Source organism: Acinetobacter sp. 1000160 (assembly GCF_000588715.1).
Taxonomy (GTDB): domain Bacteria; phylum Pseudomonadota; class Gammaproteobacteria; order Pseudomonadales; family Moraxellaceae; genus Acinetobacter; species Acinetobacter courvalinii.
The window spans coordinates 54,471-74,302 of sequence record NZ_JFWP02000002.1; the positions used below are offsets into that span (position 1 = coordinate 54,471).

17 protein-coding genes, 2 tRNA genes and 1 pseudogene are annotated in these 19,832 nt (G+C 41.9%); 9 read left to right on the forward strand and 11 right to left on the reverse strand.

The features are described 5' to 3' along the window. The first annotated feature begins 2 nt into the window (after positions 1–2). Positions 3–2,769 (forward strand): annotated as a pseudogene (locus J699_RS14630) (M1 family metallopeptidase). A gap of 59 nt (positions 2,770–2,828) precedes the next feature. On the opposite strand, the gene J699_RS14625 reads toward J699_RS14630, so the two are convergent. The 4 genes from J699_RS14625 to J699_RS14610 form a co-directional block, all read right to left on the reverse strand. Next, positions 2,829–4,193, reverse strand: a complete 1,365-nt coding sequence (locus tag J699_RS14625) for an L-cystine transporter (protein WP_005287944.1) — start codon at positions 4,191–4,193, stop codon at positions 2,829–2,831. A gap of 359 nt (positions 4,194–4,552) precedes the next feature. Beyond that, positions 4,553–5,137: an anthranilate synthase component II gene (locus tag J699_RS14620; protein WP_005287941.1), complete on the reverse strand. Its 585-nt coding sequence runs from the start codon at positions 5,135–5,137 to the stop codon at positions 4,553–4,555. 297 nt (positions 5,138–5,434) lie between these two features. Beyond that, entirely contained in the window at positions 5,435–7,237 is a 1,803-nt protein-coding gene (locus tag J699_RS14615) for an aminopeptidase P family protein (RefSeq protein ID WP_032866326.1), read from the reverse strand. Next, positions 7,234–8,775, reverse strand: coding sequence for a peptide MFS transporter (locus tag J699_RS14610; RefSeq protein ID WP_032866328.1), 1,542 nt, complete (start codon positions 8,773–8,775; stop codon positions 7,234–7,236). The genes J699_RS14615 and J699_RS14610 overlap by 4 nt, the downstream gene beginning before the upstream one ends. A gap of 733 nt (positions 8,776–9,508) precedes the next feature. On the opposite strand from J699_RS14610, the gene glnA reads away from it, so the two are divergent. The 5 genes from glnA (at position 9,509) to J699_RS14585 (ending at position 14,172) form a co-directional block, all read left to right on the forward strand. After that, positions 9,509–10,924: a type I glutamate--ammonia ligase gene (gene glnA / locus J699_RS14605; RefSeq protein ID WP_171062179.1), complete on the forward strand. Its 1,416-nt coding sequence runs from the start codon at positions 9,509–9,511 to the stop codon at positions 10,922–10,924. Positions 10,925–11,050: 126 nt separating this feature from the next. Continuing rightward, the gene (locus J699_RS14600; RefSeq protein ID WP_005231653.1) at positions 11,051–11,542 is read left to right on the forward strand and encodes a chorismate--pyruvate lyase family protein; all 492 of its coding nucleotides are present in this window, start codon (positions 11,051–11,053) and stop codon (positions 11,540–11,542) included. Between the two features lie 14 nt (positions 11,543–11,556). Beyond that, positions 11,557–12,438: a 4-hydroxybenzoate octaprenyltransferase gene (gene ubiA, locus J699_RS14595; protein WP_032866333.1), complete on the forward strand. Its 882-nt coding sequence runs from the start codon at positions 11,557–11,559 to the stop codon at positions 12,436–12,438. A gap of 110 nt (positions 12,439–12,548) precedes the next feature. Then, entirely contained in the window at positions 12,549–13,853 is a 1,305-nt protein-coding gene (locus tag J699_RS14590; RefSeq protein WP_032866335.1) for an alpha/beta hydrolase family protein, read from the forward strand. 112 nt (positions 13,854–13,965) lie between these two features. Next, entirely contained in the window at positions 13,966–14,172 is a 207-nt protein-coding gene (locus J699_RS14585) for a hypothetical protein (RefSeq protein ID WP_005287925.1), read from the forward strand. A gap of 19 nt (positions 14,173–14,191) precedes the next feature. On the opposite strand, the gene J699_RS14580 is transcribed toward J699_RS14585, so the two are convergent. The 4 genes from J699_RS14580 to J699_RS14565 form a co-directional block, all read right to left on the reverse strand. Further along, entirely contained in the window at positions 14,192–14,632 is a 441-nt protein-coding gene (locus tag J699_RS14580) for a DUF2726 domain-containing protein (RefSeq protein WP_005231649.1), read from the reverse strand. A gap of 58 nt (positions 14,633–14,690) precedes the next feature. Further along, positions 14,691–14,766 (reverse strand) — tRNA-Asn (locus tag J699_RS14575). A gap of 85 nt (positions 14,767–14,851) precedes the next feature. Next, positions 14,852–15,160, reverse strand: a complete 309-nt coding sequence (locus tag J699_RS14570; protein ID WP_005287919.1) for a hypothetical protein — start codon at positions 15,158–15,160, stop codon at positions 14,852–14,854. A 180-nt stretch (positions 15,161–15,340) separates the two neighbouring features. After that, positions 15,341–15,416, reverse strand: a tRNA-Asn gene (locus J699_RS14565). Positions 15,417–15,652: 236 nt separating this feature from the next. Here J699_RS14565 and J699_RS14560 point away from each other — a divergent pair. Further along, positions 15,653–16,084: a hypothetical protein gene (locus J699_RS14560; RefSeq protein ID WP_032868160.1), complete on the forward strand. Its 432-nt coding sequence runs from the start codon at positions 15,653–15,655 to the stop codon at positions 16,082–16,084. Positions 16,085–16,121: 37 nt separating this feature from the next. Here the strand turns inward: J699_RS14560 and J699_RS14555 are convergent, their stop codons facing one another. Next, complete coding sequence (locus tag J699_RS14555) at positions 16,122–16,559, reverse strand: PaaI family thioesterase (protein ID WP_032866339.1); 438 nt, start codon at positions 16,557–16,559, stop codon at positions 16,122–16,124. Positions 16,560–16,744: 185 nt separating this feature from the next. Here J699_RS14555 and J699_RS14550 point away from each other — a divergent pair, with 185 nt between their 5' ends. Further along, positions 16,745–17,164, forward strand: a complete 420-nt coding sequence (locus J699_RS14550) for a GFA family protein (RefSeq protein ID WP_032866343.1) — start codon at positions 16,745–16,747, stop codon at positions 17,162–17,164. Positions 17,165–17,238: 74 nt separating this feature from the next. Here J699_RS14550 and J699_RS14545 read toward each other — a convergent pair whose 3' ends face one another. After that, a complete protein-coding gene (locus tag J699_RS14545) occupies positions 17,239–18,474 on the reverse strand; it encodes a pyridoxal phosphate-dependent aminotransferase (protein ID WP_032866346.1) in 1,236 nt (411 codons plus the stop codon). 213 nt (positions 18,475–18,687) lie between these two features. Between J699_RS14545 and J699_RS14540 the strand changes: the two genes are divergently transcribed. Then, positions 18,688–18,867, forward strand: coding sequence for a hypothetical protein (locus J699_RS14540; RefSeq protein ID WP_005231643.1), 180 nt, complete (start codon positions 18,688–18,690; stop codon positions 18,865–18,867). Between the two features lie 36 nt (positions 18,868–18,903). On the opposite strand, the gene J699_RS14535 is transcribed toward J699_RS14540, so the two are convergent. Beyond that, positions 18,904–19,698, reverse strand: a complete 795-nt coding sequence (locus J699_RS14535; RefSeq protein ID WP_032866349.1) for a hypothetical protein — start codon at positions 19,696–19,698, stop codon at positions 18,904–18,906. Positions 19,699–19,832 lie beyond the last annotated feature (134 nt).

Here is a 19,832-nt window from a genome sequence, read left to right on the forward strand (position 1 = left end):
GGATGCAGCGAAGTGGTACAGCATTTGCTGCATCTTTTTATTTTAAAAACTACAGAGGACAGATCTCCTATGTTGGTCAAACCTTCATTTAAAAAACAATTGCTACTGACAACATTACTTTCTTTATCTGTCACACAGATTTTTGCATCAAACAGCAATGAACAGATTCCAATCGGCAAATTACCTGAATGGGCCATACCGGAATCTTATGATCTGGATTTTAAAATTGACCCTGCACAAAAAAGTTATACCGGTAAAACCACCATTCATTTAAAGCTGACCCAAGCCACCGATCATGTCTGGATTCATGGTAAATCTTTGTCGGTAAAAGACGCCCATATCCTATCGGCAACTGGACAGAAAACCCCGGCCCAATATGAGCAGGCGTCAGAAGTCGATGGGGTGAGTGTAATTAAATTTGCCAAGGCTGTACCTGCAGGTCAGTACAGCTTGGTACTGGATTTTAATGCCGATTATGACCAGCAACTGGATGGTATTTATAAAATTGAATTTGAGGGTAAACCTTATGTCATGACTCAAATGGAAGCGATCAGTGCGCGTCAATCTTTTCCTTCATTTGATGAACCACGTTTTAAAACGCCCTTTAATATTAGTTTAACCATTCCAAGTAAATATTCAGGCTTCGCCAATACCAATCAGGTTGCTGAACAGACCGAAAAATCAGGTTGGAAAACCCTCAGTTTTGCTCCAACAAAACCCTTACCAACCTATTTACTGGCACTGGCAGTTGGACCATGGCAAGTACAACAAGGCCCTGATATTGGTGCAACAGCGTGGCGTAAAGAAGCGATCAAATTACGTGGACTGGCACCTGATGGCAAGGCTGAAAAAATGCAGCATGCCTTGTCTGAAACGCCAGCAATTTTAACAACATTAGAAAATTATTTTGCCTTTGCTTATCCGTTCGACAAGCTGGACTTACTTGCTGCACCTGACTTTGCTGCTGGGGCGATGGAAAATCCGGGGCTGATCACCTTCAGAGATTATCTGATGCTGCTGGATAAAGACTCTCCTGTGTCATTTGTACAAAGTTCATTTAATGTCAATGCACATGAGTTGGCGCATCAATGGTTTGGGGATGTGGTAACGATGCCGTGGTGGGATGACCTGTGGTTGAATGAATCTTTTGCCACTTGGATGCAAAGTAAAATCACTCAACAATTACACCCTGAATTTAATGCAGATCTGGAACGCGTTGTTGATACTGCGGGTGCCATGAAGAGCGATAGTCTGGTCAGTGTACGCCGTATCCGCCAGCCGATTTTAAGCAATGCTGATATTCAAACCGCTTTTGACGGAATCACCTATCAAAAAGGCGCAGCGGTTTTAAATATGTTTGAAAGCTATCTCGGAGAAGAAAAATTTAAACAAGGGGTGCGCAATTATATTAAAAAGCATCAATATGGCAGCGCTACCGCCAATGATTTAATCAGCGCGTTAGCAGAGCAGTCGGGTCAAGGCGAGCGCTTTAGCAAAGCGGTGAAAAGTTTTATTGACCAACCTGGGGTGCCATTGTTGAGCACCTCATTACAACAACAAGGGAACAAAGTCTTTTTAAATGTGCAGCAAACGCGTTATCTCCCAGTCGGTTCTAAAGGTGATGCCAACAGTCTTTGGGGCGTACCTTTATGTGTACGTTACGAGGTGCCGAATGGTTCAAGTAACGTTCAGTGTGAGTTAATTGATCAGGCCCATGCCAAAATTGAGCTCAAAGGCGCAACCGTGAATAGCTGGTATATTCCAAATGCCGGAGCGGCAGGCTATTACCAGTTCAGCTTGCCGGAAAAAGAGTTGGCACGTTTAACCGCTGCGACAGGGAAATTATCTAACAGCGAACAATTGGCCTATGCCTATGCAGTTTCAGCCGCGTTTAATCATGGTGATATTAATTTATTGGCAGTGGTGGATGTCGCCAAGAAATTCGCTGCTTCAGACAGCCGGCAAATCAGTACTGCATTATTCCCGCAATTAAGTACGATTCATCGGCATGTGTTAAAAACCGCGACGGAACGTGAACATTTTAGAAAAGTACTCACGAATTTATATCTGCCCAAGTTGAAGCAATTGGGCTATAGCAGTAAATCAGGTGAGTCTGCCGAAGACAGTTTATGGCGGAGTGAGTTGGCGCAGTTTCTCGCACTGGATATTCAGGTACTAGAAGTACGCCAGCAACTGTTAAAGCAATCTGATGCTTTATTTGAACAGAAGCAACTGAATTTTGCTCAGCTGACGCCAGAGTTATTACCGACGATTCTGGCAGTCCGTGTGCAAGAAAAGGGCAAGCCTGCGTTTGATCGTTTAGCTGGGGAATTACAACGTGTCACCCAACCGACACAACGTCTGGCCATCCTGTCTGCTTTAGGTGCAGCCAACCAGACTGAAACACGTCCATTGGCACAGCAACTGGTTTTAGATCCGCGGGTGAAAGTCGGTGAAGTACGTACCGTGATTAACGCCATCAATAACTATAGCGGAGAACAAGGCGGTTTATGGGCATGGTTTGAGGACAATCATGAGGCAGTGTTTGATCGCTTGGGCAAGTCTTCTGCTGGACGTTTTCCGGCCTTGTTTAGTGGCGCGGCATGTACGCAACAGGAAGCAACACAGCTCAACACTTTCTTTGCGCCACGTACCAAAGAGCTGGTTGGAGTCGAGCGAGGTTTGAATCAGACCAAAGAGCGAATTCAGCTGTGTGAATCCTTAGTTGCAAAACAGGATGGTTCAATCGTGCAGCAATTGAAGTTGTAATTTACTCGTCATAAAAAAGCCAACTATGAAAAGTTGGCTTTTTTTATTTTCAGGATAATTTAGGCATCATCCGCAGCGTCAGGATTTCTGACCCCCAATAACTGACTGGTTGCTGTACCCGCCGTCATTGAACCGTTCACATTTAATGCGGTACGGCCCATATCAATCAATGGCTCGATTGAAATCAGCAAGGCCACCAGGGTAATCGGTAAACCCATCGCAGGCAGTACAATTAAAGCCGCGAAGGTTGCACCGCCACCCACACCAGCAACACCGATTGAACTCAGTGTGACCACAACCACCAGTTGGGCAATCCATAAGGGATCAAGAGGATTGATACCAACGGTAGGCGCAACCATGACGGCAAGCATTGCCGGGTATAAACCTGCACAACCATTCTGACCAATCGTCGCACCAAATGAAGCCGAGAAGCTGGCAATGCCTTCGGGTACACCCAATTGCTTGGTTTGCGCTTCAATATTTAGCGGAATACTGGCAGCACTTGAACGGCTAATAAAGGCAAAGCTCAATACCGGAAAGACTTTCTTGAAAAAATCGACCGGATTGATGCGTACGAAGACCAGAATCAGGGCGTGAACCAGGAACATGATCGCAAGACCAAGATAAGAGGCCACCAGAAACTCGCCAAGTTTTACGATATCGGCAAGATTAGCAGTGGCAACCATTTTGGCCATCAATGCCAGCACACCATAAGGTGTAAATTGCATCACCAGACGCACAAGGCTAATCACCAAAGCTTGTAATGCTTCAATGCCATGTTTGATTCTTTCACCATTGACCGTGTCTTTATCCATCAGCTTTAAAGCGGCAACACCTAAAAATGCAGCGAAAATCACCACACTGATAATGGCTGTAGGACGAATACCGGTTAAATCAGCAAATGGATTTTGAGGCAGTAGGGAAAGCAGAAGTTTTGGTACGTCGAGATCTGTGACTTGCCCAATATATTGACTTTGGATCGCAGCTAAACGTGCAGCTTCTTGAGTGCCTTGTACCAGACCTTCAGCGGTTAAACCAAACAGGTTGGTAATAGTGGCGCCTACGAGCGCGGCAATTGCCGTGGTGGCTAACAGGATACCAATGACCAGAACACTAATTTTTCCAAGCGACGTGGTCTGATGCAATTTCACTACGGCACTGACGATTGAAACGAAAATCAGTGGCATGATCACCATCTGTAACAGTTGGATATAACCATTACCTACCAGGTTGAACCACGCGACTGAGTGTTCAATGATCTGACCGTCACCATAAATGGTTTTCAGCGCCAGGCCGTAAATGATACCCACCACCATACCGATCAGAACTTTCTTGGAAAGACTCCAATCTTTTCGGTAGGAAAAGAACAATCCGGCCATAAGCAGGACAAAAATAATAATATTCAATAAAACCAAGGTATTCACTATAGGTTGTCCTGATTGATATTTCAGGGGGATGCTAAAAAATAATGGCATAGATTCTACCATCCAGCTGCCCTGAAACTTAATCATTCCTATGACTATAGTTAATCTAAAAAAGTAAAAAGGGAGCTGTTCAATCTGAAATCCCGTCGCAGGTTTACTTTTTATAATCTGTGAAAAGTGGATTAATTATTGAAAAAGAATGATTTGTGTTAATGGTATAGCTCATCATTTAATTTTAAAGCTTAAAAAACAGGCAGTTTGTATAAGTTGTATATTGTTTTTATATGTTCAAAATAAAAACAGCCTATTGGGAAGCAATAAGCTGTTTACAGGCCGAAATGGGAAATCAGGTTTTGGTTTTAAGCATACTGCTCTAGAAAGTTCTTAAAAATCTGATGTCCATGTTCGCTTAAAATTGATTCGGGATGAAACTGGACACCCTCTACAGGAAGGGTTTTATGTTTAACACCCATAATTTCTTCAATCGTGCCATCTGCCTGATTGGTCCAGCAAGTGAGCTCCAGACATTCTGGTAGTGTTTCCTGCTCAATAACCAAGGAGTGATAACGTGTCGCTGCGAATGGAGAAGGGAGGTTGCTAAAAATTCCCTTATCGGTATGGTACATGTCGGATAAGCGACCATGCATCACGGTTTTCGCACGAATAATGTTGCCACCGAACGCCTGTCCAATGGCTTGATGACCTAAGCACACCCCCAGTAAAGGAATTTTTCCTGCAAAGTGATTTATCGCTGGAATAGAAATTCCTGCTTCACTTGGCGAACATGGGCCCGGTCCAATCACTAAATATTTTGGCTGCCATCGTTCAATATCCTCTAATGAGACTTGGTCATTGCGAACTACTTTTACGTCCTGATTTAACTCGCCAAAATACTGGACGATGTTATAGGTAAAAGAGTCGTAATTGTCGATCATTAGAAGCATTTTGAGATAAACCTCTTGATGTTTAAGGTGTTTTTAAATTTCGTCTCTTAGGTTACCCGTTTGGTTACCCGTTTTGAATCAAGTGCCCCAAAACATTGGTAAAAATAAAGCCGCTATTTAAGCGGCTAATATAACAAAAAATGAAGTGGCCAGTTTAACTATTTCATTCATTAAAACTTTGTAGAAAAAAGTTTAACGGGGGCCACATATGATTATTCACACAGATCACGCCAATCAAGGCAGAATCAGCTTTTCTTTAGACATAAAAAACCACTCTGCCTCAGTCATGGAAGAAGATTAAATCTTACGGGTGTTATCAATCAGCCAGTCTAAAACCTCTCCAGACAGATGTTTGGCCAATCTTTCCTGTACAGTTTGATGATAGCGATTTAACCAGTCTTTCTCTTCCTGCGTGAGCATATCCACAACGACGCAATCTAAATGGATGGGGCAAAGCGTGAGTGTTTCAAACTCTAGAAATTCACCGTAGGTTTTTTCAAAGCCAGCATGCAGCTGGTTTGCAACCAGATTCTCGATGCGAATGCCATATTTCCCTTCATGATAGAGTCCCGGTTCATTGGAAATAATCATACCCTCACGCAATTTGCTATAGGCATGTATTGGCGCGTAATACGAAAGCACTTGCGGTCCTTCATGAACGTTCAGCGCAAAACCTACGCCGTGTCCTGTGCCATGGCGATAATCCAGACCCTGCTGCCATAAAGTCTGGCGACAAATTGAATCCAGGAGCGGTGCAGCCAAACCTTCTGGGTAAATAGTTTTTGCCAAAGCAATATGACATTTTAAAACCAGGGTATAGTCACGTTTTTGTTGTTCTGTCGGTGTCCCAACGGGAACAACACGGGTGATATCCGTGGTGCCATCGACGTACTGCCCGCCAGAGTCAATCAGTAGTAGACCATCACCTTCGATGAATGAGTAGTGTTCTGGCGTTGCACGGTAGTGAGGCAATGCGCCATTGGCATTAAAGCCTGCAATCGTGGCAAAACTTGGACCTATAAAACCGTCTTGTTGAGCTCGGAAGGCGGTAATTTTCTCATCAATAGTCAGTTCTGAAATGTTCTCTTGATGATCAAGTGCTTTTGCTAACCAGTGGAAGAAATGGCAAAGGGCAACCCCATCTTTAAGCATGGCATGGCGGATATGCGCAATTTCGCTTTCATGCTTACGGGATTTAAAAAGTGTACTTGGGTTGATGTCGTAGACAACCTGAATATCCTTTGCGATCGCTTGTTCATGGTGAATCGATACTTTGGCTGGATCTAACAGGACAGATGCATCAGAAATATTGGCTAAAAACTGAGCTGTATCCTGATAGTTCCAAATCTCAATACCATCAGCTTTGAATGCCTCTTGTGTGCTTAGATCTACCTTATTGCGATCAACAAATACAACAGCCTGTTGAGCACTGATATATAAGTGTGAAAGGAATACGGGGTTGTACTCTACATCTTGACCACGTGCATTTAAGACCCAGGCAATATCATCTAAAGATGAAATAAAATGTCCTTCAATCGCCTTAGTATCTAAAGTTTCCCGTATTGCCTGGATTTTTTCTTTACGGGATAGAACATTTAAGCCTTCAGGCATCAAATGGATTTTTTCTGAGGGCAGTTCTGGACGATTAGACCAGATTAAGCCGATTAAATCTTGCTGTGTTTCAAGTTTAAAGTCGCGTTGTTTTGCCGTATTTTGCAATGCCTTAAACTGCTGAATTGAAAGCGTTTGTCCATTCACTGAAATGACCGAACCAGGCTGTAGATTTTTCTCCATCCAGGCAAGATGTGTCGAAGATTCATCACTGGTCAGTTTTTGTAATTGAAAGCCAGTTGCAGCGAGTTGTTGTTCGGCTTGTACCCAATAACGCCCATCAGCCCAGAGTCCTGCAAAGTTTTGGGTCACAACCAACGTGCCAACCGAGCCATTAAAACCGCTTAACCACTGCCTTGCTTTCCAGTGGTCAGGTAAATATTCTGACATATGCGGATCTGCACTCATGACAACCAAAGCATCAACATGTTGATTATTCATGAGTTCACGAAGTTGAACTAGTTTTTCTGGAACAGTTAAGTCGTTCATATGGTTTCCAAATCAGGTTGAACTTTGCTGGTACTTTTGCCCATTAATTTGTTCATTGGTTTCTTTAATAAAAATAACACGATTGCCCCAATAACCAAGGCCAATACGCAGCGCATAAACAGGGTGGGTAAATTTTCGATAGCATCTGCGGCGATTTGACCGCCGATCAAGCCTGCCATGAGGTTGCCTAAAGCCGAACCCGTGAACCATAGCCCCATAATTTGTCCACGAATAACATTTGGCGCAAGTTTGGTCATGGTCGATAACCCAATCGGGCTGAGGCAGAGTTCTCCTAAAGTCAGCAGAAATAAAGCTCCAACCAACCAGAAAGGAGAAACCAGACCATCGCTAATGGCAAAATGACTCGCCAACGACATCAGTAAAAATCCGCCTGCTGCCAGTAAAAGTGCAATAATAAATTTTGAAATATAGCTTGGATCTTTGTTCGCTTTGCCTAGTCTTGCCCACAGCCAAGCTGCGATTGGCGCAAAAATAATAATAAAAATCGCGTTAATAGATTGAAACCATACCGTTGGAATCTCAAAACCTAAAACATTGCGGTTGGTATGATCTTGTGCAAATAAATTGAAGGAGGTGGGATTCTGCTCAAAGGCTGACCAGAACAGGGCAGAAGTAATCAACAGCACAAAACAAATAATAACTTTGAATTTTTCATTTTGGTCTAAATTAAGGAAAAGCAATAAATAAGCAAAATAGGCAATAATTCCAATCCCAATTCCGACGGTTAAATAAGCGGCGACAGCGACAGGGTTGATGTGAATGATGCCCACGAACGTTAGTGCAATAACGACTGCAACTGTGAATAAAAAGCCAAATACAATTTTAGGTGCATTTTTATTTTCTACCACCGGTTTGCTACAGCTATTGTTTTCTTGACGTAGCGCGTTAAAAGTTTCGAGCTGGGGAATTGCCCTAAAACGGAAAATTAATAAGGCAATCAGCATCCCGAGGCCACCAATACCAAAGCCTAAATGCCAGCCATGATCTCTGACCAATAGTCCTGTAATCAGCGGGGCTATAAATGAGCCCATATTAATGCCCATATAGAAAATGGAAAAGCCTGCATCACGTCTTGCATCCTGGGCTTTATATAAGGTTCCAACAATCACCGAAATACATGTTTTAAACAGGCCGGAACCTAAAACAATCAGTACTAACCCTAAATAGAAGAAAGACTGATTAAATACAGGGGTAAGGGCAATGGAAAGATGACCCAAGGCAATAATAATAGAACCATACCAGACAGCGCGCGCTTGACCTAACCAGTTATCTGCAATCCAGCCACCAAAAACGGTCATTAAATACATCGAACCTGCAAACAATCCGACAATCGCGGCAGCAGTGGGTCGATCAAGGCCCAGACCACCTTGATTGACCATAGCAATCATATAAAGGATCAGTAAAGGCCGGATGCCATAATAGGAAAATCTTTCCCAAAGCTCTGTGAAAAAAAGCGTTTGTAAGGGTTTAGGATGGCCAAAAAAAGCCTTATCCGCTCGTTCAAAGTCATATTTCATTAATCAAATCCTTGAATGATTTTAAGTTTTTATAAACATAACTTTGGGTTTGTTTATTAATAATAAAAATTTATGTATACGATTTTTAGTTTTTTTAATCGTAAAAGCAAGTTTAGCCTGTATAAAAAAAGTGAATGAAAAAGAACATGAATAGTAAAATTTGTTGAGTATTCAAGAGGGGCCGATCTAAGCCAATAGCTCTGAGCGGCTGGCCAGACAGTGTTTAAATCGTGTAACTATTTAGAAAAATTCATAAAAATGAAAGATATCGGTTGCCTTTTTAAATGAAGCATAATGCCTACTGATAAATAGGTTTGGAAACAGATTACAGTTGTGCAAATCAACCCCGAAAATTTATTGAGTAAGCCATTATCAAAGATATGATTACTTTCAGGTCATCCGATAAGAATCTCAGCATTCTATATAAGAAAGTATTATGATCATGAACAGCTGTTTGAAATTGATGCAGTGCGTTATATCAGTGCAACAATTTTGCACCAAATTGGGGCGGTAATGAACTATTTAAATATGCCATAATTTGAAAATGTGTGAATATGGTGCATTTACATAAGCAAACAGTATAATGCGTTCAAGTCAAGGAACCTAAATCATGATTACTTATAAGTAATTCAATATTTTAGGTAGGATTTAAAATTGTTGGTATGATAATTGCTAATTATACATCAACACCTAACACGCACTTAACAAGTGCATAAAAATTTCATTGGAGCAAATGAGCATGGCGAACAAGGTCCTTCAACTCATCAAAGAAAGTGGCGCAAAATGGGTCGATTTTCGCTTTACTGATACTAAGGGTAAAGAGCAGCACGTAACTTACCCGGCTGATACCATTGATGAAGATACCTTTGAAGACGGTAAAATGTTTGATGGTTCTTCAATTGCTGGCTGGAAAGGCATTGAAGCTTCGGACATGATCTTACGTCCAGATGCTGAAACTGGTTTTATTGACCCGTTCTTTGCTGAACCGACTGTTGTTGTGACTTGTGACGTTATCGAGCCATCAACTGGTCAAGGTTACGAGCGTGACCCACGTTCAATTGCTCGTCGCGCTGAAGAATACTTAAAATCTACAGGTATCGGTGATACTGCATTCTTTGGTCCAGAACCAGAATTCTTCGTTTTTGACGAAGTGAAATGGGACATCGACATGTCTGGCGCGCGCCACACATTGATCGCTGAAGAAGCGGCTTGGTCGACTGGTAAAGATTATGAAGCAGGTAACTCTGGTCATCGTCCACGTGTGAAAGGTGGTTACTTCCCGGTTCCTCCGGTTGATTCTTCACAAGACATGCGTGCTGACATGTGTGCAAAAATCGAAGACATCATGGGCCCAGGTCGTGTAGAAGTACATCACCACGAAGTTGCATCTTGCCAGTTAGAAATTGGTGTAAGCTTCAACACTTTAGTTCGTAAAGCGGACGAAGTACAACAGTTCAAATATGCAGTTTGGAACGTTGCACACCAATATGCAAAAACAGCAACCTTTATGCCTAAACCAATGGTAGGCGATAACGGTTCTGGTATGCACGTGCATATGTCAATCTCTAAAGATGGCAAGAACCTGTTTGCTGGTGATGAATATGCTGGTTTATCAGAAATGGCATTGTTCTTCATTGGTGGTGTAATCAAGCACGCTCGTGCATTGAATGCGATTACCAACCCTTCTACAAACTCGTATAAGCGTTTGGTTCCACATTTCGAAGCACCAATCATGCTTGCTTACTCAGCACGTAACCGTTCTGCTTCGATCCGTATTCCTTACGTTTCTAGCCCGAAAGGCAAGCGTATTGAAGCACGTTTCCCAGATCCAATGATGAACCCGTACTTAGGTTTCGCGGCATTGTTAATGGCTGGGCTTGACGGTATCCAAAACAAGATCCACCCAGGTGAAGCTGCTGATAAGAACTTATATGACCTTCCTCCTGAAGAAGAAGCAAAAATCCCAACTGTTGCTCACAGCTTGGATATGGCACTTGAAGCACTTCAAAATGACCATGAGTTCCTGTTGAAAGGTGGCGTGTTCACTAAAGAAATGCTTGATGCATATATCGAACTTAAAACTGAAGAAGTTCGTCGTCTTAACACGACAACTCACCCAGTTGAATTTGATATGTACTACAGCCTGTAATACATCCCTGATTCAGAAAAGCTCGCTTCGGCGAGCTTTTTTTATGTTTTTGGTTCGATTGAAAGTCGTACTCTTTTTCGTAAGAAATTAATGTAAACTAATCGCGATGTTTTTAGTGAGCCAAGCATGCGAAATTTACGACCAAACAGAATAAAAGGAAAAGAGCTTCCTGCAGTATTAAAAAAATGGTTGTATGCATCGGGATCACTGACCCAACAATTGACCGATTTAGGGCAAGGTCAATTTCATGTTGAACGTATTAAAGAGCATTATCAGCGAATGACTTTGAATGATAGTCAGTGGATGAAAATGCCGCCCCAGCATGTGGCATGGGTGCGAGAAACCCATCTTTATGGCAGCGAAGAGCAAGCCTGGGTAAAAGCCAAAAGTATTTTTCCCATCTTAAGCCTGCAAAAAAAGGCGAGATTATTTCAGCATATTGGTAACAAACCGATTGGCTGGTTCCTGTTTCACAGAACCAGTCCAGCTTGTGAAAGACGGGTCATTTATCTTGACGAGGGATGGACGCGTCAGAGTTGTTATACTTGGCATGGTTGTAAATTTATCGTGCAGGAAACCTTTTTACCCGCATTTGAACAGTTTATTCAACAGCATTGACGCTAAGGATTATCATGGAAACAGTGCAGCATACGACTTGGCGACAACGTTTAGAGGCTTATTACTACCTTTGTCGTTTTGATAAGCCAATTGGCACAGAGCTGGTATTTTGGCCAACCATGTGGGCATTATGGATTGCATCTAAAGGAGTGCCTGACCTTAAAATCCTGCTTGTGATGATTTTAGGTGTCATTTTTATGCGTGCAGCAGGCTGTGCCATTAATGATTTTGCTGACCGTAAGGTAGATGCGCATGTGGAGCGAACCAAAACACGCCCTTTAGCAACAGGAGTGATCCGTGCTAGAGAGGCTATCTTTGTTTTTCTGGCTTTGGTACTGGCAAGTGCTGCCTTGTTATTTTTTCTGCCGATTGAATCATTTTACTGGTCTTTTGGGGCTTTATTCCTGGCGTTTATCTATCCTTTTATGAAGCGCTATACCAATTTACCGCAAGTATTTTTAGGTGCAGCATTCTCGTGGTCCATTCCCATGGCGTATACGGCTGTTGGGCAAACGCCTGATTTAACCTGCTGGTTGCTTTATTTTGGTAATCTGGCCTGGACAGTGGCCTACGATACCCAATATGCGATTACCGATCGTGAATATGATCTAAAGATTGGGGTGAAATCGACGGCTATTTTATTTGGTCGCTATGATATCCAGATGATCGGTCTGCTCCAGTTAATGAGCCTGATTTTGATTGGCAGTGCCTTATATCTCGAAAATCTTTTGTTGCCTTTTGGCTTGATTGCCTTGGGTATTGTTGCCGTTGATTTTATTTATCAGGCGATGAAAACCAAAGATCGTGATCCACAAATCTGTTTTTGGGCATTCCGTCACAATCGCTGGGTCGGGTTGGTTATCTTTATTGGAATTTTTTTAGAATTAATAGCTTAATCTGACTGTATAGTTGAAAAGTGTCCTATGCAGGGCACTTTTTTTATGCCTTAATAAGCTGGCATGTAGTTTCATGCACAAAAATAACACGAACATTAAAAGGATATTTTATGAAACGGTCGAAGATTGCATTGGCAATGACGTTCTCAATTTCTGCATTATTTTTAACCGCATGTAATGACGATAATGATAGTTATACGGGCGGGGATTCAAACAAAACATATTTATCGGAAACCACTTATTCCAAGGATAAAGTGGATAATGCCTCATCAATCAAAATCATGACTTATAACATGGTCAATGTCCAAGGGCGGACTGCCAAAGCAACAGCATTGGTAATGTTTCCGAAAGTAGCTCAGCCTGCTGACGGTTATCGTGTGGTGGTGTGGGAGCATGGTACGGTTGGGGTAGGAGATAGCTGCGCCCCAAGTAACAATACTGTGAATCCGCGGTTTAAAATCCTCGCTGATACTTTATTGGCGGCAGGTTATGTCGTCATTGCACCTGATTATGAGGGGTTAGGCACCCCTGGTATTCATCCTTATCTGAATTTAGGCAGTGAAGCTAAGTCTGCCATTGCAGCGGTAAAAGCAGCCAAAGATCATTATGGAACGAAACTTAACGGACAATGGATGTCTATTGGTCAGTCCCAAGGTGGCCATGCTTCATTAGGTACGGCTGAGTTTGCCAATAATGATGCCAACTATAAAGGCGCTGTCGCTGGGGCGCCTGCTTCTAGCCTTGGCTATATCATTTCTGTTGTGGCGCCACAGGCAATTGCAAATATTCTTAAGCAGGAACAAGCTGGTCTTGCACCAGTAGGCACAGCTGTTGAAGTATATGCGGAACTACTTGCTTACGCTGCATATACCACTGTTGGTATTACAGCTTATGAACCTAAATTTAACTATAGAGAAATTTTTCAGGAGCGCTCTCGTGCAATTGCTGAGTTTGCTGAAGGTACTACAGGTGAAAATGGCATCTGTTTAGAAGATTTACATAATAAGTTTGCAGCGGATATTCGTGACTTTATCAGTAAGGATACCACTAAGACCGTTTTAGATTATCCAGGCTTAGCAGGCAACTTCCAAGAAAATCCAACCGTGAAAAAATTTCTAGCAGATAACCAACCTGCGACCAAGAAAATTAATACGCCTGTCATGATTATTCAAGGTAAGCTAGATATGGCTGTTCCTTATGACGTGACAAATGCTTTGCAAAATGGATTAAAAGCCTTAGGTACAAAAGTTGAATTCTTAGGGGTTGATGGAGCAAGTCATACACAGGCTATTGTATGCAAAAATGCTCAAGCATATGGATTTATTCAAGCGAATATGTCGGCAGGTACGGGTATTGTACTGACGGATGCCCAGAAAGATGCCAGCCAAAGCCCTCACTGTACGGGTAAATTCTAAGAATTTCATTTAGCTAGAAATTTGCTTTAAAAAAAAGAGTCTCTTTATCGAGGCTCTTTTTTGTTATATTGTTGCATTCTTAAAATTGATGTCGTTTGAGTTTAAAACCGCTATGAGCCAGCAACCTGTTGAAAAAAAATCAGTCCCATGGTTATTGATGGGGTTAGGATTATTGATCCCTATTTTTATTGTAGGTATGGCTTTCCTGGCAGCAAAAAGTGATGCACAGACCAAGAAGAAATATGATCAGCAACATGCAGAAATCGCCAAAAAGTTTGAACAGCAGAAAAGTGCTGAGCAAGCAGAAAAAGCTGAATAATTTCTTTCCAGATATCTTGTTATCGAATATCCATCTGTAACTGTTTTACAGATGGAATTTGGGTATAACGTTGAACCTGATAACCAGCCTCTTGCAACATCTGATCACGTTTTTTATCTTCTGATTCCTTACCTATATGGCTCGGGTCATCCAGTTCAATAATCGCCAGTACTTTCATACCCTGATCTAAAACCACAAAGTCGGTGACCTTACGATTGAATTTACTGCGAATTTTATAATGATCGCTGGTAATCAGGGCACTAAAGGCCACTTGAGCAAGTACGTGATGCTGTGGAAAGGCTTGTTGCAGACGAATAAACATCCGTGATTCGAAATTTGTAATGACAGGACGTGCAAAAAATTTCTGTTTGGGAAAGAAGGGGCGTAGGCAGCTATAAAGCAGCCAAGCTGTGCTGATCAAGCCAATAGTCAGGAACAGGAGATGATTCGATTGAAACATAAATTTAATAGCGTACAAAGAAAAAACCCACTCGATAAGAGTGGGTTTTTTAGAATCTTGGCTCTCCCACCTGGGCTCGAACCAGGGACCTGCGGATTAACAGTCCGTCGCTCTACCGACTGAGCTATGGGAGAATCTGGAACGAATTCTAGGGCTTAAATGCAGGTCCGTCAAGTAAAATGAGTATGAATAATAATCGCTTAACAAAAATATTGTGGATTAGCGGGCAACCTGATTACATTGTGCCAGTTCAGGAGAGCGTGCATCCCAGCTTGCACCTGCCGAGTTTTTATAATAACTAATCTTGCCAATACGCAGCACAAGGCTTTGACAAGAATCTACCGATAAAGCATTGCCCCAAGGGCCAGACATGCTACATACCTTTCCATTACACTTCCAGACCACATTGGGACCATTCTCAATCGAAACGGTTACGGTACCTTTGTAGCTGGAACCAGCATACCAGGTGGTTTGAGCTGCCATCGCCGGGCTACAGAAAAATATTGCGCACAACAGGATTTTTTTCATTATTTGCTATCCCTAATATAATAATGAAATTTTATTTTAGATTAAAAAAAGAGCTATGGCTTAAATTTGTACGATATTCAACATGAAATGAACAGATTCACCGTAATTCAAATGAAGCATTATTTTTTTATAGACTTAAAAATAAAAAGCCCAGATCAATGATCTGGGCTTTTAGAATCTTGGCTCTCCCACCTGGGCTCGAACCAGGGACCTGCGGATTAACAGTCCGTCGCTCTACCGACTGAGCTATGGGAGAATCTGAGTGCCATTATAGGCAGCTTTTAAAATCGGTCAAGCTAAAAATGTCATGTTTCCTTCATTTTTGTGTCGTATGCTTTTTATTTGCACAATTACGCGAAAGTAGGAAAAATAACTTGAACTTTGATCAGGCTGTTGCTAGATTCGAATTAGAAAGAACGTTTAGATATTCATCTAAACAGTGTGGATTTAACCCTACTTGCCAGCACTAAAATGGCTAAACCGGAGGTCGAAATGACTATTCTTAATATTCAATCTATTTTTTCAAACTTTTCTTTTTATCAAGACCATTATCTCGAAATCATTCAGGATCCGGCGCAGTATTATACGCCAGTCGAACATGCATTCTTAAATACCTTTCCTTTTAAGCAACAGGCCTTGTATTTGGGTGATTTATTGCAATTATGGTTTGGTAATAAATGGAAAATTCAGAATGTTAATAACCTGATAGCCCAAAAAAATACCTCCACACTTGATCAGAATTCCCCCCTGTATTTATTTCAATTGGGTGGCGAACTCTTTTTAGGCGCAAATACCGCATTGGCATGGTCGGTCGCAGAACAGAAGGTGGTTAGCGTACAAGTGAAAAGTATCTGGCAATATGCGGTGTTCAGCCATTTGTGCATTCGACCAAAGCTGTTCAAACAAAACAAAGCCATTGCATAGGGCTATGATGAAATAGCCCATTGGCTTTTATTTCGGTTTATGGGCGAATAATCATGCAGGTTGCAGTCGCATGGGCATAGAGCTTGCCTTCTGCATCAACAATTTTGCCTTCGGAAAGGCCTAAATTTTTACTGATATTAATTATATTTCCAGTGGCAATGAGCTTCTGATTTCTTGGAACAGGGCGGCACATTTTAATATTGAGATCAATGGTGCCGTAGCCTACACCCGCTTCTAAAAGAGTATGCACAGCACAACCGGTTACCGAGTCCAGAACCGTTGCAGCAAAACCTCCATGCACACCTCCGAGAGGATTCAGGTGTCGTTCATCGGCCTGTACTTCAAATTTGATATAACCTTCCTCAACTTCAATGGGTTGCATGGGAATGGTTTGGCTAATACTGGCGGGGGGAATTTTTCCTTCACACATGGCAGTTAAAAATTCAAGTCCATTCATTTCTTTTGGATGTTTCATCTTATATTTCCTTTTGGAGTTCTAAAATAGAACTTGTTGATAACATAGCCTTGAGAGATCAGGCTGTCAATATTGCGCATCTATTCGCTGAGTATTTTGTAAATTCTAAGTTACTCGCGAAATGCTTTGTTTTATGATGTTTATAAATGTCTTTATAAAAATTTTGAATAAAAGGTAAATTTATAATGAACGGACAATGTGTATGTGGCGAAACCACTTTTGAAGTTGAATTAAGTAATCATGATGTACATGCCTGCCATTGCTCCATTTGTCGTAGACAGACCAGTGGCGTGATTATGACGCTTGATGTCGAACAGGGCAGTCTAAAATTTTTAAAACAAGACCATCTCTCTATCTATAACTCATCGGCATGGGGAGAGCGTGGTTTTTGTAATGCGTGTGGAACAAATTTGTTTTGGCGTACTAAAGATCAAAGTTATTGCAATATCAATGCATTTTCTCTGAATGAACCACCACAAGATCTGAATTTGGATCTGGAAATTTATATTGATTGCAAACCGGATTTTTATATGTTTCAGAATCCGACCAAGAAGATGACAGAGGCAGAGGTCATTGCACTCTTTAATGAAGAGCCCTCAAAATAGCTTGGGCGGAATATTTGGATAAAAGAATCACATAGAAAAAAAGCTTCCATCTGGAAGCTTTTTTACAGCAGAACTTATTTTGCCGCTTTTTCAGCTTCGATTGAGGCAATGGCAGCGTCTACGCCCTCAATTGAATCAGCTGCTTTTTTGATACGGGCTAAAGCATCTACCAGTACTTCATCCGCAGTTGCGTAAGAGATACGCATAAAACCGCCTAAACCGAATGCATCGCCAGGAACTACGGCAACACCAGTTTCTTCAAGTAACCATTCAGAGAATTCTGTGCAAGATTTTAAACCTTTGGCACGAATCAATGGACGAATGTTGGCGTAGGCATAGAACGCACCATCAGCAGGTAAGCAAGAAATACCTTTGATGTCATTTAAGCCATTTACGACTAAGTCATGACGGCGTTTGAATGCTTCAATCATCGGTTGTAAAACGTCTTGTGGACCATTCAATGCCGCTTCAGCCGCAACTTGTGAAATCGAAGTTGGGTTAGACGTTGATTGAGACTGGATTTTTTTCATTGCACCAATGATTTTTGCAGGACCCGCTGCGTAACCAATACGCCAGCCTGTCATTGCATAAGCTTTAGATACACCATTTAAAACGATGGTGCGATCATATAAGTCTGGCGCAACTGTTGCGATGTTGTAGAACTCATCTTCCCAGCGAATTGGTTCATACATGTCATCAGAGGCAACGAATACTTGTGGGTGACAACGTAATACTTCAGCCAAAGCTTCCAGTTCAGCTTTGGTGTAGATCATGCCAGTCGGGTTCGATGGGCTGTTTAAGACCACTAAACGTGTATTTGGAGTAATTGACGCTTCTAGTTGTTCTGGGGTGATTTTGAAACGTTGTTCTTCACCACATTTCACGATGACAGGCGTACCTTCCGCAATGATTACCATATCTGGATAGCTAACCCAGAACGGCGCAGGAATAATCACTTCATCGCCTTTGTTTAACAAAGCCAGTGCAAGGTTGAAGAAACTTTGTTTACCACCACAAGACACCAGAATCTGGTTGGCTTGATAATCGAGATTATTATCGCGTTTAAGTTTTGCAATAATTGCTTTTTTTAAGCTTGGAGTGCCGTCTACCGCTGTATATTTGGTGAAACCTTTATTAATGGCTTCAATGGCAGCATCTTTGATGTGTTGAGGTGTATCGAAGTCTGGTTCGCCTGCGCCTAAACCAATCACGTTTTTACCTGCAGCTTTTAACTCAGCAGCCTTGTTGGTTACTGCAAGTGTAGGGGACGGTTTGATAGCATTGACACGATCAGAGAGACGTACGTCCACGGCATTATTCCTTCTTATGGGATTAAAAAATAAAAAGCAGCTTATCTTAGCCTAATTAGACTTCATTGTGGCCGAAACTTGCCTTAATCGCATAAAAAGTTACCAAAATTTAGTTCTTGCAGGCTTTCTATTTTTTTACATATTTTATTTTTATCAAATGCCTAAAAATCCATTACAATAGCGGCTAGAAATCTAGATTTCGAGAGAATTTCAATGAGTACCCAGCAACCTAAAGCAAAAAAAGCTTTAGTGAAATTACCCTTCCCGATGCCATCTGCTCAGGATGATTCTGAGGATGCGGCGCATAATCAGGTTCGTCCAAAACCTGAGCAATACGCAGATCGTACCTGGATGCCACCACGCGGCACACGCCGTTCGATGGGGAAGCGTTAAGAGAAAAGCCAATCAATCTGATTGGCTTTTTTGTTTTTAATGGCGATTTAATGGATGTTGTATTTCTAGTTCACCACGCCACAGCTTGATAAAATCATATTCATCAATATCGTAAAGCTCCATCAAGGCAATAATCACACTGACAAAAATCATTGCACCTTCTGACTTGTCATGGAAATTAAAAATCTTGCCGTTGAGCTTGCCAAGAATATCGCTGATTTCATGTTCACGGCCACGACCATAGCGGTCACGTGGATAAAGCTCTTCATTTAAAACTACCAGGGCAATGGCTTTTTCGGCTGCCGTTAAAGTGGTTTTATCCAGTGCCTCTTCAAAAGATTCATAACCATGATTGAAGTAGAAAATCACCTCATCATTGATAAAGGCCTGCACCGTGGCTGAGGTGAGGTTGGGGAACTGGGAAACTGCATCTTCTTCAATATAAGGACGGAAAGATTCGGGGAAAATCACATTGGAATGGATGCCTTTAAATAATGGTGCGATTTCAGAGACTTTATAACCGGCGATACCACAACCTAGAGCCGTCAAAAAGTATTTCATTTTTGCATGGTTCTTGGCATAGATTTTGAAATCATCCACATAATGCTCGATCTGGGCGAGTGGCATTTGTTGTAAATGTTCATTCAGGGTGGGTATTGCAAAGCTTTGTCCAGCCCAACCACGACCAACCCCTGTGACTGCTGCAAAGTGTTGTGCTGCAACACGGGCGGCGCCGCTGTCGTGTATACCCGCCAGATTACTGCCAAAAACAAAGACCGTATCTTCTGGGAGTTCCGTTACAATTGTTTCGTCGTGGTATTGGTAAGACATATTTTTACCATTGAAATCGAGTATAACTTCATGTTGCAGTTGATTAGGCAGATGGTCAAGTAAAATCTACCAAATTGCATGGCACAAAAGATTTCATAAAATCATCGATGCAACACTTTAAATCAATAACATTT